Annotated in this window: 27 protein-coding genes, 1 pseudogene and 1 riboswitch; of the genes and pseudogenes, 9 read left to right on the top strand and 19 right to left on the bottom strand. The window is 49.4% G+C overall.

Features of this window, described 5'->3' with window-relative positions:
• Positions 1-46: 46 nt before the first annotated feature.
• The 5 genes from PHH59_RS02185 to PHH59_RS02165 all read right to left on the bottom strand — a co-directional run bounded on the left by PHH59_RS02185 (position 47) and on the right by PHH59_RS02165 (position 4,307).
• A complete protein-coding gene (locus PHH59_RS02185) occupies positions 47-610 on the bottom strand; it encodes a hypothetical protein (protein ID WP_300010513.1) in 564 nt (187 codons plus the stop codon).
• 81 nt (positions 611-691) lie between these two features.
• A complete protein-coding gene (locus PHH59_RS02180; protein ID WP_300010510.1) occupies positions 692-2,536 on the bottom strand; it encodes a TonB-dependent receptor in 1,845 nt (614 codons plus the stop codon).
• Between the two features lie 115 nt (positions 2,537-2,651).
• A riboswitch (cobalamin riboswitch) is annotated at positions 2,652-2,860 on the bottom strand.
• Between the two features lie 147 nt (positions 2,861-3,007).
• On the bottom strand, positions 3,008-3,298 hold the full coding sequence (locus PHH59_RS02175) for a hypothetical protein (RefSeq protein WP_300010507.1): 291 nt from the start codon (positions 3,296-3,298) through the stop codon (positions 3,008-3,010).
• A 236-nt stretch (positions 3,299-3,534) separates the two neighbouring features.
• Positions 3,535-3,777 (bottom strand): hypothetical protein, encoded by a 243-nt coding sequence (locus PHH59_RS02170; RefSeq protein ID WP_300010504.1) that lies wholly within the window; start codon positions 3,775-3,777, stop codon positions 3,535-3,537.
• A 59-nt stretch (positions 3,778-3,836) separates the two neighbouring features.
• Positions 3,837-4,307, bottom strand: coding sequence for a MarR family transcriptional regulator (locus PHH59_RS02165; RefSeq protein ID WP_300010501.1), 471 nt, complete (start codon positions 4,305-4,307; stop codon positions 3,837-3,839).
• 390 nt (positions 4,308-4,697) lie between these two features.
• Between PHH59_RS02165 and PHH59_RS02160 the strand changes: the two genes are divergently transcribed.
• A complete protein-coding gene (locus PHH59_RS02160; protein WP_300010498.1) occupies positions 4,698-5,087 on the top strand; it encodes a hypothetical protein in 390 nt (129 codons plus the stop codon).
• A gap of 107 nt (positions 5,088-5,194) precedes the next feature.
• Here PHH59_RS02160 and PHH59_RS02155 read toward each other — a convergent pair whose 3' ends face one another.
• The 8 genes from PHH59_RS02155 to PHH59_RS02120 form a co-directional block, all read right to left on the bottom strand.
• Positions 5,195-6,790 (bottom strand): glucose-6-phosphate isomerase, encoded by a 1,596-nt coding sequence (locus PHH59_RS02155; protein ID WP_300010495.1) that lies wholly within the window; start codon positions 6,788-6,790, stop codon positions 5,195-5,197.
• Between the two features lie 255 nt (positions 6,791-7,045).
• Complete coding sequence (locus PHH59_RS02150) at positions 7,046-7,978, bottom strand: hypothetical protein (RefSeq protein WP_300010492.1); 933 nt, start codon at positions 7,976-7,978, stop codon at positions 7,046-7,048.
• Between the two features lie 129 nt (positions 7,979-8,107).
• Positions 8,108-8,617 carry an RNA 2',3'-cyclic phosphodiesterase gene (gene thpR / locus PHH59_RS02145; protein ID WP_300010489.1) on the bottom strand — a complete coding sequence of 170 codons (510 nt, stop codon included), beginning with the start codon at positions 8,615-8,617 and terminating at the stop codon, positions 8,108-8,110.
• Positions 8,618-8,834: 217 nt separating this feature from the next.
• Positions 8,835-9,299, bottom strand: coding sequence for a very short patch repair endonuclease (gene vsr / locus PHH59_RS02140; RefSeq protein WP_300010486.1), 465 nt, complete (start codon positions 9,297-9,299; stop codon positions 8,835-8,837).
• Positions 9,300-9,722: 423 nt separating this feature from the next.
• The gene (locus PHH59_RS02135; RefSeq protein ID WP_300010483.1) at positions 9,723-10,217 is read right to left on the bottom strand and encodes a group I intron-associated PD-(D/E)XK endonuclease; all 495 of its coding nucleotides are present in this window, start codon (positions 10,215-10,217) and stop codon (positions 9,723-9,725) included.
• 284 nt (positions 10,218-10,501) lie between these two features.
• Positions 10,502-10,687, bottom strand: a complete 186-nt coding sequence (locus PHH59_RS02130) for a YbdD/YjiX family protein (protein WP_300010481.1) — start codon at positions 10,685-10,687, stop codon at positions 10,502-10,504.
• Positions 10,687-12,756, bottom strand: a complete 2,070-nt coding sequence (locus PHH59_RS02125) for a carbon starvation CstA family protein (RefSeq protein ID WP_300010478.1) — start codon at positions 12,754-12,756, stop codon at positions 10,687-10,689. Before PHH59_RS02125 ends, PHH59_RS02130 begins: the two co-directional genes overlap by 1 nt.
• A 368-nt stretch (positions 12,757-13,124) precedes the next feature.
• Positions 13,125-13,328 carry a hypothetical protein gene (locus PHH59_RS02120; protein WP_300010475.1) on the bottom strand — a complete coding sequence of 68 codons (204 nt, stop codon included), beginning with the start codon at positions 13,326-13,328 and terminating at the stop codon, positions 13,125-13,127.
• Between the two features lie 209 nt (positions 13,329-13,537).
• Here PHH59_RS02120 and PHH59_RS02115 point away from each other — a divergent pair, with 209 nt between their 5' ends.
• Together PHH59_RS02115 and PHH59_RS02110 are read left to right on the top strand one after the other, a co-directional pair.
• Positions 13,538-14,719: an O-succinylhomoserine sulfhydrylase gene (locus PHH59_RS02115; protein ID WP_300010472.1), complete on the top strand. Its 1,182-nt coding sequence runs from the start codon at positions 13,538-13,540 to the stop codon at positions 14,717-14,719.
• 351 nt (positions 14,720-15,070) lie between these two features.
• Positions 15,071-16,672 carry a hypothetical protein gene (locus PHH59_RS02110; protein WP_300010469.1) on the top strand — a complete coding sequence of 534 codons (1,602 nt, stop codon included), beginning with the start codon at positions 15,071-15,073 and terminating at the stop codon, positions 16,670-16,672.
• 262 nt (positions 16,673-16,934) lie between these two features.
• On the opposite strand, the gene aqpZ is transcribed toward PHH59_RS02110, so the two are convergent.
• The 4 genes from aqpZ to PHH59_RS02090 form a co-directional block, all read right to left on the bottom strand.
• Positions 16,935-17,624, bottom strand: a complete 690-nt coding sequence (gene aqpZ, locus PHH59_RS02105; protein WP_300010466.1) for an aquaporin Z — start codon at positions 17,622-17,624, stop codon at positions 16,935-16,937.
• A gap of 251 nt (positions 17,625-17,875) precedes the next feature.
• Positions 17,876-18,154 carry an RnfH family protein gene (locus PHH59_RS02100; RefSeq protein ID WP_300010463.1) on the bottom strand — a complete coding sequence of 93 codons (279 nt, stop codon included), beginning with the start codon at positions 18,152-18,154 and terminating at the stop codon, positions 17,876-17,878.
• The gene (locus tag PHH59_RS02095; protein WP_300010460.1) at positions 18,147-18,578 is read right to left on the bottom strand and encodes a type II toxin-antitoxin system RatA family toxin; all 432 of its coding nucleotides are present in this window, start codon (positions 18,576-18,578) and stop codon (positions 18,147-18,149) included. Before PHH59_RS02095 ends, PHH59_RS02100 begins: the two co-directional genes overlap by 8 nt.
• A 2-nt stretch (positions 18,579-18,580) precedes the next feature.
• A complete protein-coding gene (locus PHH59_RS02090) occupies positions 18,581-19,942 on the bottom strand; it encodes a sodium-dependent transporter (RefSeq protein ID WP_300010457.1) in 1,362 nt (453 codons plus the stop codon).
• Between the two features lie 138 nt (positions 19,943-20,080).
• Here PHH59_RS02090 and smpB point away from each other — a divergent pair, with 138 nt between their 5' ends.
• The 3 genes from smpB to PHH59_RS02075 are packed head-to-tail and all read left to right on the top strand — an operon-like array spanning position 20,081 to position 21,497.
• On the top strand, positions 20,081-20,566 hold the full coding sequence (gene smpB / locus PHH59_RS02085) for an SsrA-binding protein SmpB (protein ID WP_300010454.1): 486 nt from the start codon (positions 20,081-20,083) through the stop codon (positions 20,564-20,566).
• Positions 20,567-20,568: 2 nt separating this feature from the next.
• Entirely contained in the window at positions 20,569-21,123 is a 555-nt protein-coding gene (locus PHH59_RS02080; RefSeq protein ID WP_300010451.1) for an isochorismatase family protein, read from the top strand.
• A 17-nt stretch (positions 21,124-21,140) separates the two neighbouring features.
• Complete coding sequence (locus tag PHH59_RS02075) at positions 21,141-21,497, top strand: HopJ type III effector protein (protein WP_300010449.1); 357 nt, start codon at positions 21,141-21,143, stop codon at positions 21,495-21,497.
• 176 nt (positions 21,498-21,673) lie between these two features.
• Here PHH59_RS02075 and PHH59_RS02070 read toward each other — a convergent pair whose 3' ends face one another.
• Complete coding sequence (locus PHH59_RS02070) at positions 21,674-23,527, bottom strand: alkaline phosphatase family protein (RefSeq protein ID WP_300010446.1); 1,854 nt, start codon at positions 23,525-23,527, stop codon at positions 21,674-21,676.
• A 215-nt stretch (positions 23,528-23,742) separates the two neighbouring features.
• Here PHH59_RS02070 and PHH59_RS02065 point away from each other — a divergent pair.
• From PHH59_RS02065 to PHH59_RS02055, 3 genes and pseudogenes are all read left to right on the top strand, one after another.
• A pseudogene (locus PHH59_RS02065) lies at positions 23,743-23,995 on the top strand (IS5/IS1182 family transposase); the annotation flags it as partial.
• A gap of 148 nt (positions 23,996-24,143) precedes the next feature.
• Positions 24,144-24,326, top strand: a complete 183-nt coding sequence (locus PHH59_RS02060; RefSeq protein ID WP_300010443.1) for a hypothetical protein — start codon at positions 24,144-24,146, stop codon at positions 24,324-24,326.
• The gene (locus PHH59_RS02055; RefSeq protein WP_300010441.1) at positions 24,289-24,519 is read left to right on the top strand and encodes a hypothetical protein; all 231 of its coding nucleotides are present in this window, start codon (positions 24,289-24,291) and stop codon (positions 24,517-24,519) included. Before PHH59_RS02060 ends, PHH59_RS02055 begins: the two co-directional genes overlap by 38 nt.
• Before the next feature lie 195 nt (positions 24,520-24,714).
• Here the strand turns inward: PHH59_RS02055 and PHH59_RS02050 are convergent, their stop codons facing one another.
• Positions 24,715-25,116 carry a hypothetical protein gene (locus PHH59_RS02050; RefSeq protein ID WP_300010438.1) on the bottom strand — a complete coding sequence of 134 codons (402 nt, stop codon included), beginning with the start codon at positions 25,114-25,116 and terminating at the stop codon, positions 24,715-24,717.
• Positions 25,117-25,173 lie beyond the last annotated feature (57 nt).

The raw sequence follows: 25,173 nt of genomic DNA, 5'->3' as shown, positions 1-25,173 counted from the left end.
CTGAGTGCTAGGTTTGTACTCCGCAACAGTTAAATCACAACCACTATCAAACCATTTTATGCTGGTCTGAAATCTGCATCAAAACCCCACCGGCCTTGACCACAGCCAAACCCGCCAACGCATAAACCACCGCAGCCGCCCAATAAGCCGGAAAATAGCTGGCAACCGCCAAACTATAATCCAGCACGGACAAATCTGCATATCGGCCTGAAAACAAAAAGAAACTGCCGTTCGATATAACAAACGCCGCCGTTGCCGCCAATCCCGCCAAAGCCACAAAAACCGCCAGTTGCCGTTTGCCAGTCGCGGCAACTTTCGCGCAGTAACGCCCCGCCAACCACATCACGCCATAAGTCGGGATCAAAAAAACATAAGCGGGCGACATGCACCAGTCGCTGACGTTAAATTGGTTGATCGCCAGATAATCCAGCAAGCCCGCCGCCACCAACAACCCTGCCAACCAGGCACGGTTGCCGACGTACAAACCCGCCAGAAAAAATACCGCCAACGAGGCGTCGGGCAATGACCAGGCCGAGCCGAAATGATGCACCCGAGTGACCGCCATCAGCATGAGCAATGGCAGGATGGCAGTGTTCAACGTTAATTTCATCGTGTTTCTCCTAAATTGAATAAAGTGGTATCGCATCGCCCCTCAAGGGTTCCGCAAGGGGCAACGCCAATACCGTGTAGCTTAATGGTTATAATGCACAGACACAAAAAAGTTTCTATCGGGCGTGTTATAGCCATACGCCGTTTGGTATTTCTCATCCAGCAAATTGTTCAACTTGCCACTGAGCATCCAGTTTTTATTGATATGCCAGGCCGTGCGCAAATCCACCGTGACGAAGCCGGGCAGATTGACGCGGGAAACCGGGAAAGTGCTAAAGTCAAGATCAGGGCGGTCGCCTTGTGCCAGCACATAACCACCCACATCAAACTCGCCAAAAGAACGCGACACATCAAAAGATAATGACTTATCGCTACGCCGTTGCAAGCGCAAACCCGTCGCCACATCAACCGGGTCCAGCAAATTAAGGTTCAATTTGTGGTGCCAGCCGAACAAGTCCGTGCTGATCTGCGCTTCGATGCCTTCAATACGCGCTTTATTGACATTGACCGGAGGCCAGCCGGAAATCAACTGCTCAACATCGGTATGATAGGCCCGCAATTCCCATTGGAATTTGCCATGATCCCCCGCCAAGCCCACTTCAACAGATTGTGATTCTTCCGGTTTTAAATGGGGATTGCCACCACCAAAACCCGTGTCAGGCCAATACAGTTCATTGAATGTGGGGGCTTTGAACGCGTTACCAAAACTGGCAAAAGGGCTGATACCGAAAGCCGAGTTATAACGCCAGCCGACATTACCCGTCACATAATCCCCAAACGCTTCATTTTTATCGCCGCGCACCGACGCGTTAAGAAAATGATGGTCTAGCAAACGGCTGTGCAATTCGGTGAACAAACCCGCATCATAACGTGAGCGTTGGCTATAGGTGTTAAAACCGGGGCTAAAGGTGTCCAAATCGCCGCTTTCGACTTCATCGAAACGGTAATCCGCACCGAGTGTCAATTGATGGGCGTCGCTTAACTGGACTTGGTTCAGCCAACTGGCATTCCAGCGGGTGGTGTTATAGCGGCTTTCAAAACTGCCATCCGGGAAAAAAGTGTCCAAATCATCGTTGCTCCGCCCTAAGCGCAATAGGGTATGCCAGCTTTCCAGCACATCCATCTTACCCGTAAGCCCGAATACTTGATTGACGAACGCCGAATTGTTGCCGCCAAAGCTGGAATCATAGTCGTTCGTGCCTTGTGAGCGCATAAAAAACGCCTCGATTTCCGCATCATTGGCAAACCGATGCCCGACACGCGCATTCACACCGGTATTTTCATAACCGTCACGGTCAGGGTCGCTATTGCGTTTGGCATTGAAACCTTGTGAATCAATGTGTGACACCCCCAAGTTATACCAGTTTGCCCCCAGTTTGCCGCTCACCGTCCCGGCGGTATGCGCCGTATCATAAGAACCACCGCCCGCTTGCAGCGAGACCTGCGGCTTTTCGTCATCATGGCTGCCTTTACGGGTAAAAATCTGGATAACCCCGCCTATGGCCTCCGAACCGTACAAACTCGATTGTGGCCCGCGGATAATTTCCACGCGCTCGATTTGGTCCATCGGAAGCAATTCGTAAGGCGTTGTGCCAACCGTTGCCGAACCGACCTTTATACCGTCAATCAACACCAGCACATGGCCTGGATTGGTGCCGCGCAAAAATAAATCCGTAGGTTGGCCGTAACCGCCGCTCTGGGCAATATCAAGGCCGAGCGTGCCTTTAAACAAATCGGGTAAGGTTTTGACTTGCAAACGGTCAATGTCTTGACGGGTGTAAACCGTCGCGCCAGCCGCCAGCTCGTTTTGGAGGGTTTCGGTCCGGGTTGCCGTGACAATAACCCCAGGTAAATTAACGGGCTGTGCCGCCTGAAGGGAAGAGATAGGGATAAGAAGTAAAACGGAATTGGCTATAATTTTTTGCATGATGTCCTCTGCGCCGCCCGCGCATCGTGAAGATAAAATCACAGCGCGAAAACGACCACAAACAAGACCCACGTCGCAAAGACGATAAAGCCTTATTTCGCAGACAGCCCGCCGCTGTGCCGAAGTGCTTTTAGGCCGGTCTCCGGGCTTATCAGTGGCGTTGTGGGCCTGGCTGGTCACCTTCCCATGCGAAGCACAGTGGTATTTTGACTAGCCTTTACTGAATCACCGTTGCGGGGGCAGCGTCGGATTTGGAAAACCTCACCGACTTCCCGTTTAACCAGTGGATAGTTATCCACTGGAACCTGAAAGCAAGCCGCACATTATAGTGAACTGTGGCGAGATAGCAAACGGATGTCACTATTACAGCGGTTTTAACCTACATTAATACATAGGCCGGAATAAAATCGTCCAAAGCGTAGCGAAGGACGGGCGTTTCCGGCGCTTGTGCCCCCCATTGTGCATAAGTATCTACACAACATCCCCCAAAAATTGCTGTGCGGTTGCCTTTAAAGCCTCCAGCTCCACTTGGAAGTAGGCATCCATGATTTTGGACATGGACAGGAAAACCCATAAACCCGCCAACAATGCGGGATTGGTGAATTCCAGTTTATGGCGCATTTGCCTACCACTGAGTTTGATGAGGAATGTCCGCAGTTCGGCGGCTTCCGGGCTAGTGTACCCACAGGGCACAAGTGGCTGGGTTTGGCAGGACGGCTCAAGGCCCCGTTTCCGCCATCCACGGCCAATAGGTCTTGCCATCGACTTGTATGGATGCAGGAGCTAGGGCAACGCCCTACAAGGGGGGTCTATGGACAGGGCAGTTGCCTGGATAGCTGGCTTGCCGGGCCTTGCTGAAGGCCAGTTTTTACGCCACCGCTTTGCAGGCCATAGGCTTGCCCGCGCAGTCCACCGTGGGGTTGTCATTCGCCCGTACCACCCAGAGGCCGCCCACCGCACCCCAACGGCGGATATGGCCGACCGAACCGCCTTCGCGGTCAATCAGATGCTACTCTGGGCTTGGGGAAACCTTGCGCGTCCAAATGCCGGATGCAATCGCCCGCTTCCTCCAGATGGGGTCTGGCGGGCGAAGAGGATGCCGTATCACCGCAGGTGGCGTAGCTCCCGTCGGCGCTGACCAGCCGTTGCGCCACCGGTGCCAACGGCAACCCCGTCCGGTCGCTGACGATCAGGCTGGATTGCAGGTCGTATCCCACATCGGTTTCGTGCGTGGCAGCCACACGGGGCGCTAGTTTGATTTAGGATTTATTGATGGCTTGTCCGATTTCAGGGCGATAGCTCATTCTTCATCCGCATAGGATTCGCCACCATTCTTGCGCATTGTCACCACGGCTTCATGCAATCGCTTCAATGCCGCTTCAAGGGCATCAACTTCTTCCGGCGCATAATCTGAAAATAACCGACCAATAAATGACAAATGCTCTGGAAAACTGCTTTCAAACAAGGTCTTGCCTACCTCGGTCAAGCGGATAATCTGGCTGCGGCCATCAGTTTCTGAAGCCACCCGTTGCACCAGTCCCTTATCTTCCAGGCGGCTAATTACGCCGGTCAAAGTGCCTTTGGTAATCAAGGTTTTTTCGCCCAGCTTTTTATAAGGCAGGCCGGGTGTATTGCCCAGGGTGATGATAATGTCAAATTGCGGCAAAGTCAGGTCAAGTTTATGCACATGGCTGGCGGCATAGGCCAAAAAGGCCTGATGCGTCCTCAGCAACTCACGTAACACGGTCGGAAATGTGGTGGGAGTGGTCATTTTGTTAACATTAATAGTTTTAATTAGGACAAAATAATGCCGTTATTTTCCATGCCTAGCTATTAAAAATGCTAAATACCATGTTGGTTCCGAACGGCTTGCGGAGGTTGAGTTATCGCCGACCTGAGTTCAGGGCTTGGAAAAGCTAGCGGATGGAATAAATAAATAACTATAAATAGCTATTTTCTGAATTTCTGCGGATAAGAAATACCAAGCAAAAAACTAGGAAATAAAAAATAGTTCTGATTAAAACAAAATTGGTTTTAATTAGAACTAAATATGCTAGAATTTATCCATCCTAGTAATTTAACTTAACTAGCCCTTAGCTAAACAGCATTTAGTTAGTTGTTAGGTATCCCCATTTTATTTATCTACCGTGAGGTTTATGCCATGAACACATTCAAAAAAATCCTAGTTTCTTTTGTTATGGCGGTCGCTTTGGCAGCCATTTCGGCCAATGCGTTTGCCGTCGCCAATCCATCGTATGGAGATGTGAAAGCGGCGATCACCAATACCTTGGCTAAAGTGGAAGAAGCCCAAGCCGCGCTGAACAACGGCAGCAATAACGACACCTTGATCGACTTGGTCAACGAAGCCCGGCAGTTACAAAAAGACATTGCCAATAACGTGCTGGATGTAAAACGTAATCAAGCCAGCAACGTGTTGAAGCAAGTTCGTTCGGCACTGCAAAAAAACGACGTGGAAACAGCTAAAACGGCTTTAGCCGATGCAGTTAACCGGTATAAAGAAATCCAACAGCTTTATGCTTCTACCCATTAATTTTAATGGCGGCTGTACCCTCAGGTAAGCCGCTTTATGCTGTTAAGAATCTGCAAATCTCCAGAAAACTAAACAACCAATTGATTTAATAAAATTATTTTATTTTTCTAGTTGACAAGAGACTTGTAACTCACGCCAAGCTGGTCTGGTTTGCCATGATCGCCAAGCAAAACAACGCCCCGCTGATTGGCAGCCAGATGCCGGACGATTTTGTAAACTTGCTCGACCTGATCACTTGCCCCCACTTTTTCTGCCAGTTCCGCAAGTTCCAGTGGCTGGTTGGTTGATTTTAAAACCGCCAGAATTTTCCGTTGCAAGCCCAATAAGGTCCCGGCGGCTTTTTTGCCGGCTTCCACGCCAGGTTGATGATAGGCGTTGACGTTCACCAACGTGGCATAGATACCGACGGCCCGCTCAAACAAAGCGATCAGCGCACCGACCGTCCTAGGGGTCACTTTAGCAATCGTCACGGTGATTGAATCGCGGTGATTTTCGTAAAGTGCTTGCCGCGTACCTTGTAAAAAACCGAAGAGAAAATCACCAGAAGTCACGTCTGGTTCAATTTCAATTGAAGCCCCATTCCTATCCTCCAACACTTCCACAAAAATGGCAAAGAAGTTGGCAATCCCTTCGCGTAGCTGTTGTACAAACGCGTGTTGATCGGTAGAGCCCTTGTTGCCATAAACCGCAATGCCTTGATGCACCGTGTTGCCGTCCAGGTCTTTTTCTTTGCCCAGGGATTCCATCACCAATTGTTGCAAATAACGAGAGAACAACAGCAAGCTATCTTTGTAAGGGATAACCACCATGTCTTTCTCACCTTTGCCATTGCCCGCATGGTACCAGGACAGTGCCAGCAAGGCGGCGGGATTGCGCTTGATTTCGGGGGTACGGGTTGCCAAGTCCATAGTTTTTGCACCCGCCAACATCGCGTGGACATCAATCCCCAGCAAAGATGCTGACAACAAGCCCACCGATGACATTTCCGACGTGCGCCCGCCCACCCAATCGAACATAGGAAATTCCGCGAGCCAGCCTTCATTGCGCTCCAGCTCATCCATTTTGCTGCCTAACATGGTGACGGCGACGGCATGGGCGGCGAAATCCAAACCTTGTTGTTCATAGGCATGTTTCACTTCCATCATGCCATTACGGGTTTCAGGCGTACCGCCGGATTTGCTGGTGACGATGACCAAGGTGCTGCTTAAGCGGTCTTTTAGCCGGTTGAGGATGCGGTCAATGCCCGCAGGATCGGTATTGTCGATAAAATGGATAGCCAGCGGTGGAAAATCACTAGCCAATGCTTCATCGACAAATTGCGGCCCCAGCGCCGAACCGCCGATGCCAACCGACAGCACATCGGTAAATTTGGGTGCACGGGGCGGACGGATGCCGCCCTTGTGTATTTTCCCGACAAAAGCTTCAATTTTATCCAGATTTTCGACAATCTCATTTTTCAGCTCCGCCGGGGCCAAATCAGGGTCACGCAACCAATAATGACCGACCATCCGGTTTTCATCAGGATTAGCGATGGCGCCTTGCTCCAAAGCGTCCATATCTTTAAATGCCTGGGCGAATTTCGGCTCTAGTGCCGCCACCCATTCATCATCGAAGCGCATCCGGCTAACATCCAGATACAGCCCTAAGTCTTCATTAAAATAAAGCCAATCCAGATAGCGTTGCCAAAGTTCTAAAGTATTCATAATTTCTGTGTTTATGGGCTAGTAATGTTTGACGTAGGAATAATTGCAATAGCTTGATTGAGCTGGTTTTATCGTTCCCATTTTTACCCTGCGGGTACGCAGGGCGTGGGAACGGTTGGCGGAAGTTGTTTTTACCATAACCTAAGCTTTTTAATTGTTAATTGATGGGGCATGTTTTGGTATGGCCGGAATTACGCAAAAGTTAAGCGGGTATTTAAAAATGACCAGACAGACAAAACCGCCACGTCATCGCCACTAAGTTTTTGAACGCAAGTTTTTGATAATTTCTTCCAAGGGCACCAGATTCAGCTTGATCCTGAACAGAATCTCCCGATTTTCGAGCAAGCCGTAACATTCGTAGGTACGCAGCAAAATGCTGGTGTGGTTTAGGGTATTGCTTTTTGATTCCGGCAATTGCCTGACCAAAATATGCACTTTATCGTTATTTTTGATTTGCTTGACCAAAAACCGGTCTACCGAAATATCATGCGAGGTGTACACCATCGGATTGGCCTTGAAATCGTGATTCTCAAGCTGGGCCTTGTCCAACAAGGCCCCGGAAGTCAAGCTACACGGAAACATTTCGGGATACCGGGCGATATGGGCCAGTTCATCAAAATAATCGGATTGTTCCGCCAGCGAACCGGACAGGAAATTTTTGACGTTGCCGTTATACATCCATTTGCGTTTTAAAAAGAAATCGCTGCCCGGCACTGGGGATTTGTCGGGCAGGGTGTTCAAATCCGGCAACACGCTTAAATCCGTACCGTTCAAAAACAGCGGATGTTGGGTTTCTTTTTTGTAGCCAAGCAAGATGGTTTTGCCTTGCGATTTAATCGTGACGCGGTTGGATATGGTCAGGTCAGGAATGGTGTTGATCAGGGTTTTTTTAATTTCCAACGACATTTCCTGGCGCGGGCGCAGGGCATTGACGAAGATGATCTGATAATTGCTGTAACGCAATTGCTTGTCGGCGATGATTTCATCCTCATGGAGTGCCTCGCGGTACATACGCATCTGGTACTCGATCAGTGTATTTAACTGGAAACCCAACACAATCGGGCCTTTGAACGGGTTATGGGTAATCTCCAGCCATTTGTGTTTGTCGTGAAACAAGTTGAAGTCATCGGAAGCATTACGTGCAACTTCAATGTGAATTTGTTCGAAGGTAAACAACTGCTCTTTCATCGCCTGTAGGTCACTATGGATCGGAATGGTTATTTTAGGCGCATTTCGGTCAATCAGAAAATAAACCACAAAAATCGCAGCGGTTCAGTTTGAAAGCCAGGGCTATGCCAACACTTTTTTAACCGTCTGTCATTCCATCGGCCATCGCTTGAGTACACGATATTCCACACCGTTTTCAGACGGACAGGATTCAAACAGACAAAAACTATCGGCCTGCCAACTAACCGGATCGAACACCAACTCAACGGCCTGCCTGGCTTTCCTGACCAAAGTGACATGCGCTTGATAAGGCCGCCCGTCAACAGTGACCGCCAATTTCTTTGCTATGGTGCTTAGCTGGTCAACCAACGCCAAGAGCCGGGGGGCTATGCCGCTGGCGGTCAGGCACAAAATACCAGGCTTTTGCCAATAACTAAGCTGGTCGAAGGTGATGGTTAGCTGCGGGAATGCCACCGTAGCCGCCTCTTCAAGCAACGCGCTTTCTTTGGCCGGTTCTATCAAGCCTAAAAATAGCAAGGTGACATGCAGGTTTGCCGCCGGAACGGGTCGGTTTTTCTGGCTACTGAGTGCCTGCATGATTATGGTGCATCGTTGGCGGGTTTCGTGGTCGGGTTCTATGCCGAAAAATAGACGTTTCATGATTGTCTTGGCTTCTTAAGGTGATTTCCTGCAATGAATTTGCCAAAAAATCTGTCCACGAAAGACACAAAAAACACGAAAAAAACGTCTCCACGTTATTTTTTTTCGTGCCTTTCGTGATTTTCGTGGACTGTGGACTTTAGTTTTTCTACGAATCAGATTTTTGATGGTCTGTTCTTTCTCGAAAATCGCCTTAGGCTGATGTTAATAAACCGCGTCATAAATCACTAAATTCATCATACACCGGCATTTCAAAATATTCCGCACCACTGCACAACCAGGCCACCAAGTGCTGTAAAGTCGCTTCCCTATGTTTTTTCTTCAAGCCGCATTCCCAAACAATTGCCGCCCGCCAGCCCAGCATTTTAAGCTGGTATAGCACTTTTTGGTCACGCGCGACATTGCGGGCGAACTTGTGCCCCCAAAAATCCTGCCGTGTTTTAGGTAGATGCGACGCTTTGCAGCCCTGGTGCTGATGCCAAAAACACCCATTGATGAAAATAACGGCATGGTATTTACGCAAAACCAAATCTGGTGAACCGGGCAGTTTTTTATTATGCAGCCGGAAACGGAAACCTTGCCGGTGCAAGGCCGAGCGCACCCATTTTTCCGGTTGGGTATTTTTGCTGCGGATAGCCGCCATCGTCCGCGAACGGGCGGCCGGGTCGATAGAATCAGTCATACCCTGCCTGTTTTAAAACCGAAGCCTGCATTTTTTAACCGTTGCATAAGTTTTAATATGCTTTTGGGATCAAAACTTTGCCACAAAAGTAGGGTATGCTGCGCGTACTTTGATAGATAGGAAAGACATGGGAAAAAGCCGCCATGTTTTAAAAGGTACGCGCAGCGTACCCTACAATAACTGCGCGGTATTTATGGGGCGATTCATTATAACCAAGAAAGTTGTTTCCAATTTTTTCCAGTTATTCGAACAAGAAAGCTATTCGAACAAGAAAGCTATGCTAATTTGGCTATTTCGCGCCCAATAAAAAAGGCTTAGGTCATAACAACCTAAGCCTTTGATATTTTTTGGTGGGGCGTCAGGGACTCGAACCCTGGACCTATGGATTACTTGCTACTTTGGCTTTCACCAACCGCTTTATCATCAAAACGTTGTAGTCTGGACTTTCTCATCACCCGCCGTTTCAACGGTTTGGGTGTGCGGCGTTAAGTCTCTGAGGGCTTTCTTGAAATCCAAATAATCTTGCACATAGCGGACGTTCAGTTGCTGTCCGTTTTTGCTTGGCATTAATCTGAATTTAGAGCGTTTGCTGTTTTTAAGGATCTCTTTTGCTGACACATAAAAGACAATATCTTTATCTATGACATACACAGCAAAAGCATCAATTTGTTGAACTTGATAAGTTGAATTGTATTTTGGATTAAGACAGCTTTTTTTAGAATAAACTTCAACGGTTTCGTTATTTGAGTAAGTTGCTTTTATTTGAACCTTATAACAAACATAGTTTTCATCTAAAACAACCCAATCAACTTTTGAATCGCTGCCAACTTCTACAAAAACATCAAAACCCAGTTTCAACAGTTCCTTGCAAACGGCGATTTCTCCCAAAGTTCCTTTTTTATTTGGATTATCTAACATCACCATCCCGTGCCACTAACGTAATGTTTTGATAAATCAAAAAACTTTGTCAAGAGTTGCCTGCTGATTGCCCAATCTTCAACATTTTTACGCTGGCAGGCGTAGTTGAAGCTCTTAGGGGTTTCCAGCATACAGCCACATGTTCAGTTTATTGTTGCCAATAAACGCTCCTATTTGTTAAGAGTCCACTGCTCTACCAACTGAGCTAACACCCCAAAATCATGGAGGGGACGAATTTTAATTGAAAAAATGGCTGATGTATATGGAAAGTTGGATATTTTTATTTAACAACACCGCCTAATCCCCTGCCATTGCCCATCTTGCCACTGTTTAAAAAATTCGGCTTTGCTTAACGGCGGAATTTCTGCATCGGCGTGATGCTGGGCATAATGCCGTAAATACCGCTCGTAAGCATCATCGCCGGACAATTGGCGCACACCGCGCCAAAAAACTTTCAATTGCCGCAACATCAGTCACGCACCCAGTCTTCAAGCAAACGGCTAGGGATATGCGGCGACTCGGTGAGCAGCGGCACGGGTTTTCCCGCCAAATAACGGCTACAGACACGCAGCATGTCGAATACAATCAGCCATAACAAACTGACGAAGGCGATGGTGATGTAAGCATCCAGTTGCAGGTTGAAGATCAACTGCGGGGCGATGGCGGCTTTTTCGGGTGGCAGGCTGCCGCTGGCGAGTTTGCCGCTCATGTCGTTGGCGGCGGCAAAGAAGCCGATGCGGACGTCATCACTGGTCAGTTTTTGCCACGCGGCGGTGCTGGTGATGATGATCAGCCACGTCAGCGGCAAACCCGTCACCCACGCAAATTTCAGTTTGTCGGATTTGACCAAGATCGTCGTGCACACGCACAGTGCAATCGCCGCCAGCATTTGGTTGGCGATGCCGAACAAAGGCCAGAGGATGTTCACGCCGCCGTTCGGGTCGATCACGCCGATGTACAAAAAATAGCCCCAACCGGACACCACCAATGCGCTGGTGATGAGCGCGGATGGCATCCACGACGTTTCGCCCATTTTCGGCCAGATATTGCCGAGCATGTCCTGCAACATGAACCGCCCTACCCTCGTGCCGGCATCCAATGTGGTCAGGATGAAAATCGCCTCGAACATAATCGCGAAGTGGTACCACACCGCGAGCATCCCTTGCCCAAATGCGCTGCCGAATATGCTCGCCATGCCAACGGCGAGTGACGGCGCACCGCCAGTACGCGCAAACAAGCTGGTTTCGCCCATGTCTTTCGCCAATACTTGCATTTGCTCGACCGACACCGGAAAGCCCCAAGACGAGATTTTCGCCACGGCATCTATCGCTTCTTTGCCGACAATCCCTGCTGGGCTGTTGATGGCGAAATACACGCCAGGGTCCAGCACCGTGGCGGCAATCATCGCCATCATCGCCACGAACGATTCCAGCAACATGCCGCCGTAACCAATGGTGCAAATATCGCGTTCGTTCGACAACAGTTTGGGGGTCGTGCCGGAGGCGACCAAGGAATGGAAGCCGGAAATCGCCCCGCAAGCGATGGTGATGAACACAAACGGGAATAGTTTGCCGCCGAAAATCGGCCCGGTGCCGTCAATGAATTGCGTGATGGCGGGCATTTTGACGCTGGGTTGCAAGACGATGATCGCCACCGCCAGCAAGGTGATCGTGCCTAGCTTCATGTAAGTGGACAAATAATCACGCGGGGCAAGCAGCATCCATACCGGCAAGATCGCCGCCGCAAAACCGTAGGCCATGACCCACCACGCCAAGGTCAAACCTTCGTGGTCAAACCACACGCGCATGATGGGATGATGGTCTATCCAACCACCAGCGGCAACCGACAATAACAACAGGGCCACGCCAATCGCCGAGGCTTCCAGCACTTGGCCCGGGCGAAAATGGCGCATGTAAAAACCGACAATGATGGCAATCGGGATCGTCGCCGACACGGTGAACGTCGCCCACGGGCTATGTTTCATGGCATTGACCACCACCAAACCCAGCACCGCAATCAGGATAATCATGATGGTAAACGTGGCGATCAACGCCGCCGTACCGCCCAACGCGCCCAATTCATCCCTCGCCATTTGCCCTAGGCTTTTGGCATCGCGGCGCGTGGACATGAACAGCGTCACCATGTCCTGCACACAACCGCCCAAGACCGAGCCGAACAAAATCCACAGCGTGCCAGGCAAATAGCCAAATTGCGCGGCAAGGGTGGGGCCGACCAAAGGGCCGGGACCGGCTATCGCGGCAAAATGGTGTCCGAACACGATCCATTTGTTGGTCGGCGTGAAGTCATGGCCGTTATCCAAGCGTTCGGCGGGCGTGGCGCGAGTATCATCCACCACCAACACGGTGGCGGCAATCCATGCGGCATAAAAGCGGAAGGCTATCGCATAGACACACAGGGCTGCGGTGACAAACCACAAGGCATTGATGCTTTCGCCGCGCTGGATGGCAATGCCGCCGATTGCCGACGCGCCGATAATGGCGATGGTAAGCCAGATGAACGTTTGTTGGAGATTTTTCATAGGGATTTGCTCGTGGGTTGATGGGTTTTGAAGCCACTTGGGTACTGCCTAAGGAACGGGCATGAAATAATTTCCGCACCGGCTCGTCAGACCTGTCAGGTTTTGATACCCTCTGGGGCACAAGAAACCTGACAGGTCTTGATCCGCGAATTTATTCCATGCACATTCCTAAACAAAAGTTTGAGGATTTGCGTTGAAACTAGATCAGTAGCCCGGGCAGTTTAAGCATAGTCTACGATGAATGCTTGCCACTTTATCCGAATTAAGCATTTTTATCAGCCACAAGTTTGCGAAAGCTTAGAATCTGTACTTTTTTAGAGACTAATCCATTGATAATCCATTGATAAGCTATTACTTTACGAGTTGTTTTATAAGCGTCCATCAACATATACTTCAAACAGCCCGCGTAGTGCGCATCGCTTATCCTGATTGCAGTCAGACATCAAGCCATCCGCTTCAATCCTGGCGACAATTTCATCAAGCCTTTGGTCGAATGACTCAATGTCGGTTTCGGTTTCCAGCACGCCAAATTCAGCGGTGAAGGCCGCCATCCCCTCGGTCGTGGCCGGCAAAGGGCGGCGGCACGACTTTGGTCTTCAAGGGCATCCGCCTGTTGCCGCCCCCCGGCCAGCGTTAGTTTTCCCAACTATGCCGAAATGTTTCCACTTAATTCCAGCTTCAACTGTCCACACAATTTTTGGAATCCCAGACATAAACAATCAATGTTAAAATCGCCCTCAACTATTTGACTAACTCACGTCTTCACTAACTCACGCCGATCATGACCGAAATCAACTGGAACGAATACTCCTTGGAAACCCAAGCCATCCGCGCCGGACACCAGCGCACCCACGAAGATGAACATAGCATCGCGATTTTCCCCACCTCCAGCTATGTGTTCGCCAGCGCAGAAGATGCCGCTTTGCGCTTTACCGGCAAAAAGCCTGGCAATATTTATTCGCGCTTTACCAATCCCACGGTCAGGGCGTTTCAGGAACGTCTGGCCTTGATGGAACAAGGCGAACGCTGTTTGGCGTTTTCTTCCGGCATGGCGGCGATCATGGCGGTGGGGATGAGCTTGCTGAAAGCGGGTGACCATATCGTTTGCTCGCGGGGCGTGTTCGGTAACACCGTGCTGATGTTTGAAAATTATTTTGGTAAGTTCGGCGTAAGCTGCGATTTCGTCGATTTGACCGACACGGCAGCATGGGCGGCGGCAATCAAACCCAACACACGTTTCCTGTTTTTGGAAACACCATCCAATCCCTTGACGGGCATCGCCGATATTGCCGAACTCGCCGAACTGGCGCATCAAAACGGCAGTTTGTTGGTGGTCGATAACTGCTTCTGCACCCCCGCCCTGCAAAAACCTTTAGCTTTAGGCGCGGACATTGTCGTGCAATCGGCGACCAAATACATCGACGGGCAAGGCCGTTGCGTCGGTGGTGCGGTGATCGCCAGCGAAGAAATTATCGAAAAATCGGTTTATCCTTACTTAAGGACAGGCGGCGCGAGCATGAGCCCGTTCAATGCGTGGGTGTTTTTGTCGGGCTTGGAAACCTTGGCGATCCGCATGAAAGCCCATTGCGACAACGCCTTGGCTTTGGCGCAATGGCTGGAAGCGCAACCTAGTGTCAGCAAAGTCTATTACCCTGGTTTAGAATCTCACCCACAACACGGACTCGCCAAACGCCAGCAAAGCCATTTCGGCGGCATCGTCAGTTTTGAATTATCCGGCGGCAAAGACGCGGCGTGGCGTTTGCTTGATTCGACCCGCTTGTTATCCATCACCGCAAACCTGGGAGATGTCAAAACTACCATCACCCATCCGGCAAGCACCACGCATGGCCGTTTAAGCCCCGAAGCGCGGACGGCGGCGGGTATTAATGACGGTTTAATCCGAATTTCGGTGGGCTTGGAAAATATCCAGGATATAGAAGGGGATTTATCGCTAGGTTTGTAAAACGATAAATACATAGCAAACCATAACAAGATGCGGGATTATCAAATCCACTTGGTATATTATCGTTCCCGCTCTGCGGTTCGGGACGCAGAGCGTCCCTGACCGGGTTTCCATCTATGCCCTGCGGGTACGCAGAGCGTGGGGACCATTAGCGGAAGTTATTTTTTGCCATATCCTTAGAGTTATTGGGCGATGCCTCCACAGCGGTGTCGGTATCGCCCGTTTGAACATCACTATTATCTATCCATGTTATTGATATTAAAGTAAATGTTCAATATTTTTAAATGAGTTACGACACCGCTGGAAAATTATCGCTGATTTACCACCATTAACCTTCACGAGGATAAATAAATGACCATCAAAATAAAAGTAGGTACAGCAGGTGTAGATACCTTGATTGGCACGGCAGGCACTGATGCTTTGTTCGGACTAGCCGGAAACGATATTTTACGCGGCGGCGGCGGAGCGGATTATCTTTCGGGCGGCTTGGGAGACGATATTCTAGAAGGTGGTGCTGGATCAGACACCTTGCATGGTGGTGCCGGAAATGACACGTTTCAATACAAAATTGCTACGGATGCCAACGGCGATAAAATCCAGTCGTTTGCCGTGGGTGACCGCATCGACTTTTCAGCTTTGACGGCGCATCATTTCATTGGCAATCAACAGTTTAACGGAGTGGCTGGGGAAATCCGCTATACAGATGACCCAAACAACCTAACTAACTTGCCTATAGACATTAATTATCCTTACCCAACGGGTATTGAAATTGATGCCAATGGTGATGGTGAAGCCGATGCCACGATATTTATAAAAAATACTGTCAACCTAGTCGAAACCGCCCTTAATTCAGGCGTATTGATCGTTGCCGCCAATCAAATTAAAACCGGGACTGCCGCAGGAGAAACATTGACTGGCGGTTCAGGCAATGACCGTTTATTAGGCTTGGGCGGCAACGATTACCTGGTCGGTGGCGAAGGTCGCGACCATCTTTTTGGCGGTGATGGTAACGATACGCTGGACGGTGGTTTTGGCAGGGATATTTTCAACGGCGGCGCGGGTAACGATATTTTCAGATTTACCGAACCCGATGGCATGCACGCGGACGTAATCACCGATTTTAGCGTTGGTGACCAGTTATTCATGAATATCCAAGATTTCCAGTTCTGGGGTGATTATATCGGCGATGCCGAGTTTAGCGGCGAAACCGGTCAATATCGTTTGGTTCAAACCCCTTCTTTTAGTCTTTCCGGGAATTACGCCACCCTTGAATTCGACTTTAATGGGGATTATCAAGAAGATGCGAGCATTCAACTGAGCAATTTCACCAAAATGCTGCAAGAAACCGCCGCTGGCAGCAACCGCTTGATTATCGCCACAGACCAGGTATTCACAGGCACGGGGCTAGCGGATACCAAAACAACAGGCAACGGTAATGACATGCTAAATGGTTTAGCCGGTAACGATACCTTAAATGGCGGCATGGGGAATGACACGGTGAACGGCGGCGACGGTAATGACACCCTTACTGGCTGGACAGGCGATGATACGCTTTCTGGCGGTAACGGCAACGATACGCTGATTGGCGGGCAAGGTTCCGACACGCTGATTGGTGGCGCGGGTAACGATATTTTCAAGTTCTTAGCCCTCAACGAAGTACAAAGTCCGAGCCAAAACTTTTTTTATAATGGGCAAGACAGCATTAACGATTTTGCAGGCTTAGATAAGATTGACCTTTCTGGGATAGATGCCGTTATCAACGAAAATGGCAACCAAGCGTTCACTTACATTGGTAATAATCAATTTACCGGGGTGGAAGGTCAATTGCGTTTCGACAATGGATTCTCTGGTGCAGGCCTTTATGGTGACATCAATGGGGATCTCCAAGCAGATTTTAGTATCTCCCTAAACGGTATCCTGTCCGCCCCTTTAGCCGCGAACTTAATACTTTAATACCTGTTTAAGGGCGGGCAATATGCCAAGGCATTTTGTCGGAGGGTTATGAAATCAATTGGACGGGGTTTGTATAGCTAAGAACCCATAAGATATTGAATAACCAGATGATGTAGTGCCGCCACCCTTTATAAAAAGGATGGCTTTACGTCTTGATCACCAACTTCGCAAGCAAACTTGCCCACCCTTTGGTAAAGGGGGTTTGAGGGGGGATTTTCAAATCCCCCCTCAACCTATTTTGCCTATCCCCAAAGCAAGACGATCAATCGTCACTGCTGCCAATAAACCGATAAACCAACGCCCCCAGTATCGCCCCGATTATCGGGGCGACCCAAAACAGCCAAAGTTGCGCCATAGCCCAATCTCCCACATAAACGGCAACCGCCATGCTTCTGGCTGGATTAACCGACGTGTTGGTCACCGGAATGCTGATCAAATGGATCAGTGTCAATCCCAAGCCTATGGCGATAGGCGCGAAACCTGCCGGTGCGCGGGCATCGGTGGCTCCGAGTATGATGAACAGGAACATCATAGTCATAACCACTTCCGTGGTTAGCGCAGCCACCAGCGAATAACCACCTGGGGAATGTTCGCCATAACCATTCGCTGCAAATCCGCCTGCCAGACTAAAGTCGGCCTTGCCGCTGGCAATCAGGTATAAAACACCACCCGCCACGATGCCGCCGATGACTTGGGCAACAATATAGGGCAATAATTTATTGGCAGGAAAGCGTCCGGCCATCCAAAGCCCGATGGACACGGCTGGATTAAGATGACAACCTGAAATATGGCCTATGGCAAAAGCCATTGTTAAAACCGTCAAACCGAAAGCCAAAGACACGCCGAGCAAGCCAATGCCCACATCTGGAAATGCCGCCGCCAGCACCGCGCTACCACAACCACCAAGAACCAGCCAAAATGTCCCAAAAAATTCCGCTACATATTGTTTCATGTTTATTCCTCTTCGTTAAAATTGTTATTGATAAATAACGACCCGGGCAAGCCAAGCTTACAGACTCTAGGGTATTCATAACTACAAGTCAAATGCCAAAATATTTAGGACATATACTCTGAACAATCACGTTTTCGTTTTTGGAGCGCGGTCATCTTGACCGCAACTAGCGGGCAGGATGCCTTTATGCCCCAGAAGGTACGCGTTCCCCACTCCACTAAAAACCGAAAACATGGCTGTTTGAAGCATGGCTACTTCGCCGCCCGTAACCGTCTAGCGTCTTTGGGATTATGAATAAGCGGGCGGTAAATTTCCACGCGGTCTCCCTTACGCAGGGGCTGGGCCAGTGGGGTGATATGCCCAAAAATCCCCACATTTAGCGTTGCCAGATCCAGTTCGGGGAATTGCGCCAAAATCCCCGACGTGGCAATTGCGTCGGCGGCGGTGGTAGGGGCTGGCAATGCGAGCGCGATTAGCGTTTGTCGGCCCGGCAGGGCATAAGCGACTTCGACCTCCAAAGTCTCAGACATAAACTTGCTTGGCGCGGTTAGTGAAGGAGCTGACCATAGTGTTGCAGATTTGGTTGAACACGGCACCAAACGCCAAGCTCGCGAGTTTGCTGGACATTTCAAATTCTAAATCTAAGGAGATTTTGCTGGCGTCTTCGCGCAAGGGCATAAAATTCCAAACCCCTTCCAGATACGAAAACGGCCCGTCCAATAAAGAAACCGTGATGGTGCCGCCTTGATCGATTTTGTTGCGAGTGGAAAAGGATTTTTTAAAACCACCTTTGGAAATGGACAGTTCCGCTTCAACGACACCATCGTTGCGTTTCAGGATGCGGCTGTCGCTGCACCACGGCAGAAATTGCGGGTAGGCTTCAATGTCATTGACCAAATCAAACATTTGTTTGGCAGAATATTTGACCAACGCGCTTTTTTGTACAATCGTCATCCTTAAAGCACTCCTACAACGTCTAAGAACACGAAAAAAACGGCGGCGGGGGCAAGGTATTTGATGAGCAATTCCCAAATCTGGTAACTTTGCGGGTTCGGCAAATCCAGTTCCTGTTCGCTGTGGTCCCGCACCATGACCCAACCCGCAAAAATGGCGATGGCAAAACCGCCTATCGGCAACATCAGGTTGGCGGTGGCATAATCGAGCAATTCAAACAGCGTGAGGCCAAAAACCTTGAACTCTGACCAGCTATTGAAGGAGAAAATGCTCGCAAAGCCAACCAACCAGGTCACCAAACCTGACCAAAGGCAAGCTTTTTCGCGGCTAAAACCACGGGTTTCAATCAGCCAAGTCACCGTCGGTTCGATCAAGGCGACCGACGATGACAAGGCGGCAACGACCAGCATGACGAAAAACAGAATTCCGAACAACCAGCCACCGATCATTGAGCCAAACGCAATCGGCAGGGTTTCGAAAATCAGGCCTGGGCCGGAATTCGGTTCCAGGCCATTTGTGAAAACAATCGGAAAAATGATGATGCCAGCCAACAACGCGACGACCGTGTCGGCAATGGAAACAATGACCACCGTTTCGGTGATGGAGATTTTTTTCGGCAAATAAGCCCCGTAAACCATCACTGCACCCATGCCTATGCCTAAGCTAAAAAAAGCCTGGCCTAATGCGGTGAGTATCGAGTTTCCACTTAATTTACTGAAATCGGCGTTAAATAAAAAATGTAGGCCTTGAAAATAACCGGGCGTGGTCATGGCGTAGCCGACCAATAGAATCAGCAGGACAAACAAACAGGGCATCAAAAAACGCAGGGATTTTTCCAGGCCGTGGCTTATGCCGCGTTTGACTATCGACATGGTTGCCAGCATAAACGCCGTATGCCAAAAAATAAGCTGGATAGGGCTGGCGATAAAATCAGCAAAAAGCTGTTTGATGGCGTGGGCGTCGGCATCAAAAAAACTGCCGGAAAAGGCTTTGAAGACATAGGCGGTCGCCCAGCCGGCAATCACGCTGTAGTAAGACAATATCAGCATGCCCGCGATAATGCCCATCCAGCCTAGATAATGCCAGTGCTCATCGGCTTTGGCTTCGGCGGTCAGGGCTTCCATCGTGGTCACCGGATTATGCCGCCCACGTCGACCCATCAGGGTTTCCGCCATCATGATCGGGAGTCCAACCAGGGCGACACACAGCAAATACACCAGCACGAACGCGCCGCCGCCGTTTTCGCCGGTGATGTACGGAAATTTCCAGATATTGCCCAATCCGACCGCTGAACCGGTAGCCGCCAGAATAAATGCAAAATGCGACGACCATTCGCCTTGGGGGGATTTTTTTGTATCTGACATGCGCGTCCTCAAAAACTGACTTTAATTATTATTATCGAAAAATAATCGCGTAAAATAACAAAATTATTCCCTTGCGTCAGTTTTAAATTCGCGGCACATCCGCAATTCCTTTACTCCATTCATTGTCTTTCCCGCCCTATGGCTGATAAAAATCCTAAAAAAGCTAAATCCCAACAAAATTCGACCATCGCCGTCAACCGTCAGGCCACCCATGAATACTTCATTGAAGAACGCTTTGAGGCGGGCTTGGTCTTGCAAGGCTGGGAAGTGAAAAGTCTCAGGGCCGGCAAAGTACAGTTAAAAGAAAGCTATGTGGCGATAAAACGCGGTGAGGCATGGTTGTCCGGTGCACATATTTCGGCTTTGTTGTCGGCTTCCACGCATATCAACCCTGAGTCGGTGCGGTCAAAAAAATTGCTGCTGAACCGCCATGAGCTTAATAAGTTGATTGGAGCGGTTGAGCGCAAAGGTTATACCTTGATTCCATTGTCGATGTACTGGAAAAATGGCCGGGCCAAGCTGGAAATTGGCCTGGCTAAAGGCAAGCAATTGCACGATAAACGCGCGGCTTCAAAAGACCGTGATTGGCAGCGCGAAAAAGCGCGGATTATGAAAAAGGCTTAACTATGAACACCTCTTTGTTGACGGCGGCGGACAGTGTCATCGTCGTTATTGATGTCCAGAGTAAATTAACGGCGGTGATGGCGGAAGCCCCAGGGCTATGTTTCCATGCCGGGATTTTGCTGGAAGTCGCGCAACGCTTGTCCGTTCCGGTATTAGTCACCGAGCAATATCCGCAAGGCTTGGGACTGACTGAACGTGTGCTTGTTACCAAGCTGCCTGAAAACACCTTGTTTTTTGAAAAGACAGGGTTTTCTTGTTGCGCCGCGCCGGGATTTTCAGAGGCTTTGCTAGCAACTGGACGTAAGCAAATCATCTTGCTGGGTTTGGAAACCCATGTTTGTGTTTTACAGACTGCTTTGGAATTGTTGTGTTTAGGGTACCAGGTCCAGGTGGTTGAAGATGCCGTGTGTTCACGTAAAGAAGGGCATAAGCTTTACGCGCTCAAACGCTTGGGCCAGCAAGGTGTGACGGTGACGAATCATGAATCTGTGGTATTCGAATGGCTGCGTGATGCCGCCCATCCTGAGTTTAAAGCTATTTCCCGTTTGCTTCGTTGATCTTAAGGTGTTGAGCTATGCCATTGGCTTTGTTTCTTGAAAAAATAACCGACAATGTCCCGGTCAGTTTTGCTGACACCATCGCGGTCATTACTGGACATTATCATTATCAGCCCACGACATTCAGCAATGGTTTGGGTGATGAAATGCTGATAAATCAAGCAGGGACTAACGAGGGATCTTGCAAAATTTTTGCATTCGCGATGATCCATCAACTTGATGAACAAACAACGCTAAATCTGTTTGGGGATTTTTACCGTATCGATGTTTTGCAAAACCCCGATGGTACGGGACATCAGAATATCAGGAATTTTATGAAGTTTGGCTGGAAAGGGATAACTTTTCAGGCAACCGCATTGTTGGCTAAATCTTGAGCCATTTTCTATGTATGGGATTATTGCCGCAGGTTTAATACGGGATTGTGTTTATGAATGCAAGGGATTTGTAGATGATTAACGCGGTAATTCGTTGTTGTTTATTTGAATGGTAGGGACAGGTTTTAGCCTGTCCCTACACAGGGTACCGAAATGGTGCTAAGACCTAAATCTGTTTATGGCGCAGGAAAATCAAACAGGCTGGTCATATCGCCAATGGCTGGCTGGTTGGCAGGCAAGTAAGGATTGCTGCCGGCAACCGGGTTAGGCAAGTTATCACGGCTACGCGCTGATAAAGGATTCAAGCCCCAGTTATGTTCGATAAATTTCAAAATTGACGCATGGTCATGATAGACGTGATCGACGAAACCTTTTTTCGCATACGGCGATACGACTAGCATTGGAATCCGTGGGCCGTCACCGAAAAAGTCCAGATTTTGGATCACACCGGAGTCGAAATAGCCACCACCTTCATCTGTAGTGACGATGATTGCCGTGTTCGCCCATAATGCCGGTTTGGCCTGTACTGATTCAACCAAGTCTTTGATGAACAACTCATAGCGCACAGGGGCTGAATAACCAGGGTGGCCGCTAACCAGATTTTTAGGTACGACAAAAGAAACCGCAGGCAACGTCTCATTGCTGACATCGCTCAGGAATGTTTCCATACCTTTTAGATGGTCGCGCAATGCAGGTGTGGTGACCACATTGGCAGAGGCGTTGTGCGGATCGCCAATGCTGTTATAAACCACCGTCCGGGTATTTGAAAAGGTGATGGCATCGACAACTTGTGCACGGTTTGGGGTATCAATAGGGACTTGCTTATCGACAAGGGCATGGATATAAGGATACAGTTCGTCATTCAATATATCATTCGTGTCACGGCCTGCGGTATACCATTTCCAGCTCACATCCTTGGCTGACAAGGCTTCGCCTATGGTTGGCACGGTTTGTGGTGGATAGACAAACTGGGTTGGCCCCAGGGTTTTGGCTGAACCGTCTACGTTGTAAGGGACATCGTAATTGTTGACCAAATAGAATGCGTCTTTTGCACAATTGCTGGCACGGTTTTGGGTCTCAAGGATTCTTAGAATTGATCTGACGCCTGGTTGTTTGGCATCCGAGCACTTCACATAAGAACCGCCAGCATAGCCATCTTGGGTGTAGAAGTTTTCAGTCCCTGCCAGTGGGCTTGGATTTTCAATTTGATTAGCTGGAGGTGTCAGTACACCGGCATTGTTATAGATCGCAACGTCAGCAGTGGCGATGGAGAAAAAGTTCGCCCCGGTCCCACCCATAATCGATTGGTGGAAGTTATCGCTCAACGCATAGTTTTGTGCCAATTGCTTGAAAATTGGCGCATCGCCTTGTGACATATTAAAAAAGCCCATCAGCTCGCCGCCTTGTTGCGAATCGCCTGGTTTAGGGCCGTTGGGTCCGTTGTCGCCACCTGTGCCAGTCGTTGTCGCCACCCAAGTAAATAGGCTGTGGTCACGGTTATTGCCGCCGGTTTGTTGCCACATTTGGAAAAATCTATGGGCTGGATCGCCAGTTGCCGAGTTGGCTGAGCCATAAGGGACATATTTGGTGATTTGGAACGGGCCGTTGGGCAGGTCAGCCGGAAAACGCGGGTCAGGAATGCCACCGACAAATGTAAAAGTGCTGGGGTCGAGAATGCCGGTTTGTAATGGTTGTGGCAATGCCGCATAAGGCGCGCCACGCACTGGTCTTGCATCGTATCGTTTAGTCAGGTTGCTGCCTTCACGTTGCAAGGCTTTGGCGAAATTAACGCCTGGGGTACCGTCCGCATTGATAATGCGGGTGGACAATAAGTTTTTTATAGCTTGCCCTTTAGCTGGCTTATAAGCACCGTATAAGGTATCGAAAGCGACGTTTTCGCCAATGACCACGATAAGGTGTTGGATTGGAGTTGCCGTCACGGGGGCGGTAGCTAGGGCCGTGCTGCTATTGATCGCTAAAGCAACACCGAGTGCTAGCGATGAATAAAAAAATGATTTTTTGCCATTCATAGGGATGTGCTCATATCAAGTGAATGAAAATAGTATCGTTATGATTACAAACTAATTTGATAATCCCTTAAATCATGCCAGTTATTTATTACCGGTGAATGACAAACGCGTGATTGGGTTGGGCCGGTTTAAGACGGTTTTCGCCGCTAGCAGCCTGTCGGACTTACTGCTGCATGTAATGCGATAACAGCCCCATTGCCACACGGGTTATAAACTTGAGCCGCTTTCGCACCATCGACCGCTACACCGACTATCTGCCCCCCCTCATTGGATGAATGGTTACCCGAAAATCATCCGGCTCGTTTTATTGTGGAAGTCATAGGCCAATTGGACTTGGCCGTCATCACCCAAGCGTATGCCGGTCGTGGCGGCAAGGCGTACCATCCGGCCCTGCTGTTGTCCTTGCTGGTCTATGGCTATGCCACCGGCGTGTTTTCCAGCCGCCGCCTTGGGCAAGCGGGCTACGATGAAAAACGGGGGGGATTTAGCTATAAAACCGCGTTAGTAACCTTGAAATCCGTATTTTTTGTTTTTGAAAGCACATTGCCTAGTTAACTGGGGGCTAAGTCCGGCAGGCTGCTAGGCGACGACCTGTACTTCGTCGATGACGTGGGCGATGTGGTCACGGAAGCCGCCAGTTCCAGACACCGTCATCAGCACCTTCAACTACACCACCCTCACCGCCAACGTCGAAAACTTGGCCTGGCAAGGCACGGTGGAAACGACGTGTTGCTGGGTAAAAACAGTTCGGCTTCGACGATGTGAACAGTTACAGCACGGCATTGGCTTTATCCGTTAAAAACATGGCGACGGCGTTCAAGTACCTGCAAGCCAATTTTAGCGCAGGGGAGACGGTGGCGTTCACCGCCGTGGGCAACACTTATGTCTTCCAAGGCAATGGCGCGGCGGATACGGCGGTGCAGTTGACGGGCGTTTTAGCTTCAAACCTGAATACCGACGGTTTGGCGGCTGGCGGGGTTTGGTTGGTGTAAAACCGGCATGACCGTAGAGACCTTGCAATGCAGCGTCTCTACGGTCATGTTTTATGTACGCTTTTAAACGCTCAGGTTTTCGTTTTTTGGAGCTTAGGTCTCTTGACCGCAATTGGCGGGCAGGATGCCTTTATGCCCCAGAAAGGGTACGCGCTCCTTCTGGGGCGGAAGAAAACGGAGAGCCCCCAACATCCCTTATTTAAATTTAACCATTTCTTTGCCGTCGCTAGAAAAATGGCAAATGCCCGCCGCGAAATTATCACAATCTTTGGATTGCTCTACGGTTGCACCTGTTGGCGTCAAATGGATTTTTAGCTCGCAGTAATTGGCTTCGCTTTCCGAGTGTTTCTTCATGATCAATTCATTATCGGCAACTTGTTTGGCAGTGCCGGAAACATCGGCTGAACAGGGATATTTGCCTTCTTCATTGGCGTTCGGTTCAAAATCCACATCGGCACTGACGGTAATTTCATCATTCATCTTAATGATTTTTAAGTGATGGACATGCTTGCCGTCACGCAACAAATAATGGTCGGCACTCGCCAACACAGAACCGGAAAACAGCATCGCCATAGCCAGAAACAAACTTTTTTTCATGATATATCCTCGTTTTTATGGTTTAAAAAAATTCAGCATGATGGGTATTTCCACCGA

The organism is Methylovulum sp. (assembly GCF_028687615.1).
Lineage (GTDB): Bacteria > Pseudomonadota > Gammaproteobacteria > Methylococcales > Methylomonadaceae > Methylovulum.
The sequence above is the reverse complement of the archived record's forward strand: the minus strand, read 5'-3'. Positions and strand labels throughout refer to the sequence as shown.

Bases quoted from the DNA above. Each gene is read 5' to 3' on its own strand.
- PHH59_RS02090 (WP_300010457.1), bottom strand. From the start codon at position 19,942: ATGTCAGATACAAAAAAATCCCCCCAAGGCGAATGGTCGTCGCATTTT.
- PHH59_RS02095 (WP_300010460.1), bottom strand. From the start codon at position 18,578: ATGACGATTGTACAAAAAAGCGCGTTGGTCAAATATTCTGCCAAACAA.
- PHH59_RS02075 (WP_300010449.1), top strand. From the start codon at position 21,141: ATGCCATTGGCTTTGTTTCTTGAAAAAATAACCGACAATGTCCCGGTC.
- aqpZ (WP_300010466.1), bottom strand. From the start codon at position 17,624: ATGAAACAATATGTAGCGGAATTTTTTGGGACATTTTGGCTGGTTCTT.
- PHH59_RS02155 (WP_300010495.1), bottom strand. From the start codon at position 6,790: ATGAATACTTTAGAACTTTGGCAACGCTATCTGGATTGGCTTTATTTT.
- PHH59_RS02185 (WP_300010513.1), bottom strand. From the start codon at position 610: ATGAAATTAACGTTGAACACTGCCATCCTGCCATTGCTCATGCTGATG.
- thpR (WP_300010489.1), bottom strand. From the start codon at position 8,617: ATGAAACGTCTATTTTTCGGCATAGAACCCGACCACGAAACCCGCCAA.
- PHH59_RS02110 (WP_300010469.1), top strand. From the start codon at position 15,071: ATGACCATCAAAATAAAAGTAGGTACAGCAGGTGTAGATACCTTGATT.
- vsr (WP_300010486.1), bottom strand. From the start codon at position 9,299: ATGACTGATTCTATCGACCCGGCCGCCCGTTCGCGGACGATGGCGGCT.
- PHH59_RS02100 (WP_300010463.1), bottom strand. From the start codon at position 18,154: ATGTCTGAGACTTTGGAGGTCGAAGTCGCTTATGCCCTGCCGGGCCGA.
- PHH59_RS02165 (WP_300010501.1), bottom strand. From the start codon at position 4,307: ATGACCACTCCCACCACATTTCCGACCGTGTTACGTGAGTTGCTGAGG.
- PHH59_RS02115 (WP_300010472.1), top strand. From the start codon at position 13,538: ATGACCGAAATCAACTGGAACGAATACTCCTTGGAAACCCAAGCCATC.
- PHH59_RS02125 (WP_300010478.1), bottom strand. From the start codon at position 12,756: ATGAAAAATCTCCAACAAACGTTCATCTGGCTTACCATCGCCATTATC.
- PHH59_RS02180 (WP_300010510.1), bottom strand. From the start codon at position 2,536: ATGCAAAAAATTATAGCCAATTCCGTTTTACTTCTTATCCCTATCTCT.
- PHH59_RS02080 (WP_300010451.1), top strand. From the start codon at position 20,569: ATGAACACCTCTTTGTTGACGGCGGCGGACAGTGTCATCGTCGTTATT.
- PHH59_RS02050 (WP_300010438.1), bottom strand. From the start codon at position 25,116: ATGAAAAAAAGTTTGTTTCTGGCTATGGCGATGCTGTTTTCCGGTTCT.
- PHH59_RS02150 (WP_300010492.1), bottom strand. From the start codon at position 7,978: ATGAAAGAGCAGTTGTTTACCTTCGAACAAATTCACATTGAAGTTGCA.
- PHH59_RS02070 (WP_300010446.1), bottom strand. From the start codon at position 23,527: ATGAATGGCAAAAAATCATTTTTTTATTCATCGCTAGCACTCGGTGTT.
- PHH59_RS02060 (WP_300010443.1), top strand. From the start codon at position 24,144: ATGTGGTCACGGAAGCCGCCAGTTCCAGACACCGTCATCAGCACCTTC.
- PHH59_RS02135 (WP_300010483.1), bottom strand. From the start codon at position 10,217: ATGTTAGATAATCCAAATAAAAAAGGAACTTTGGGAGAAATCGCCGTT.
- smpB (WP_300010454.1), top strand. From the start codon at position 20,081: ATGGCTGATAAAAATCCTAAAAAAGCTAAATCCCAACAAAATTCGACC.
- PHH59_RS02130 (WP_300010481.1), bottom strand. From the start codon at position 10,687: ATGTTGCGGCAATTGAAAGTTTTTTGGCGCGGTGTGCGCCAATTGTCC.
- PHH59_RS02175 (WP_300010507.1), bottom strand. From the start codon at position 3,298: ATGGCAAGACCTATTGGCCGTGGATGGCGGAAACGGGGCCTTGAGCCG.
- PHH59_RS02160 (WP_300010498.1), top strand. From the start codon at position 4,698: ATGAACACATTCAAAAAAATCCTAGTTTCTTTTGTTATGGCGGTCGCT.